At 50.3% G+C, this 1,664-nt stretch carries 2 protein-coding genes; both read left to right on the top strand.

The genetic code is table 11. The features are described from left to right. Positions 1-226: type II toxin-antitoxin system RelE/ParE family toxin (locus U9P07_11965; GenBank protein ID MEA2110121.1), on the top strand; the 226-nt coding region annotated here is incomplete at its 5' end. A 121-nt stretch (positions 227-347) separates the two neighbouring features. Further along, positions 348-1,664, top strand: a 1,317-nt coding sequence (locus tag U9P07_11960; GenBank protein ID MEA2110120.1) for a PAS domain-containing protein, incomplete at its 3' end; no start/stop codon positions are given.

Here is a 1,664-nt window from a genome sequence, read left to right as displayed (position 1 = left end):
TGCCCTGGACTGGGTAGATAAAATTTTTCAAAAAGTCGATATTCTGAAATCTTCTCCAGAACTTGGCAGGGTTGTAGCGGAAATCAGAAGAAAAGATGTCAGAGAACTTATATTTGGCAATTATCGCATCATCTACCGTGTAGAAAAAACAAGTATTTCCATTCTCACCGTTAGACATGGCAAACAGATTTTACCAGTGGAAGAAATTGAAGAAATGCAGGTATAACAATGCAAATTCAGAACCGACCCTTAAACGCGGGGCGAGTTTTCGATTAAAATCAGGTTCGTCCGCCGCGCTTAAAAGCGGCTGATTCGCGGCGTTGGGTGTAAGGAAAGGGTGTAAGAAAATGAGCCGTAAAAAAATAACGATGCAAATTGTCTTTCTCGCTATTTTCTTTGTGTCAGCCGGTGCGGCGGTACTGTTGAATTACCGCAATTTTGAGCAAAAAAGAGACGGCCATTATGCCCGGCTGCAAGACCAGCTGAGCACCGCCTACGGCCTGACTACTTTTGCCAACCAGGAACTTGCCCGTATTGCCTTTAAATCCTTCATAAACCAGCCTGAGATTCTGGAGCTTTACAAACAGGCGAATTCAACCGATGAAGATGTCCGCAGTGCCGTCCGCGAGCAACTATTGAAGAAATTAGGCCCGCTCTATGAACGGCTGCAACTGCGAAACGTGAGCCAACTTCATTTTCACCTGCCCAACGGCGAGAGCTTTTTGCGCTTTCACCGCCCGGAAAAATATGGCGACAGTCTGAAGGGCCTGCGTTATTCCGTGGATAAAGCCAACCGAGAGCTGGTTGAGGTCAGCGGCTTTGAGGAGGGGCGTGTAATGAACAGCTTTAGAAACGTCTTTCCCCTCGTGTATAACGGAAAACATCTCGGCAGTGTGGAGATCAGCATGGGCTTTGACGCCATTCGTCGGCGGATGGAGCAGCAGTTTCCCGACAAGTACGCTTTTATCATTCAGCGTCATCTCGTTGAAGACAAGGTTTTTGCCGATGAGCAAATAAACTACCAGCCAGGCGACTTAAGCGATGATTACCTGTACGAACGGCATTATGCCGTAGGCGATACGCTGCAAGCCATCAATGCCGTTCTGAAACCAAAAATACAGGAGAGGCTCAAGGCCGGCGAAGGCTTTGCGGTCGAGGCCAAAGCGTTCAACGCGGCGCGGCTGGTGGTTTTTTTTCCGGTTAAAAACACGCAGGGCCAACAGGCGGCGTATATCGTCTCTTACAACGATGACGCCACCATCAGCGGCTATTATTTAGAATTTGTCATCACGCTGGCGGCATCCATCGCCGGTATTTTGGTTATAGTAGTCCTGTTGTATTTATTGACCAACGCGCTGCGCCGTCTCCGGGCGGAAAAGACAGCCCTGCAAGCCAATGAAGAACGCCTGGAACTGGTCTTGAAAGGGGCAGAGCTGGGACTGTGGGACTGGCGCATCCCCACCGGCGAGGTGGTGTTCAACGAGCGCTGGGCGCAGATGCTGGGGTACGCACCGGATGAAATTGAGCCGAATGTGAGCAGCTGGGAGAAACTGATGCACCCGGATGAAATTGAGACCGTGATGGCAGCTTTAACCGACCATCTGGAAGGGCGCAGTCCTGTCTACCAGACAGAACATCGCCTGCGGGCCAAATCCGGAGAGTGG

The organism is Pseudomonadota bacterium (assembly GCA_034660915.1).
Lineage (GTDB): Bacteria > Desulfobacterota > Anaeroferrophillalia > Anaeroferrophillales > Anaeroferrophillaceae > DQWO01.
Note: the sequence above shows the minus strand (reverse complement) of the source record. Positions and strands in the feature narration are given on the sequence as shown.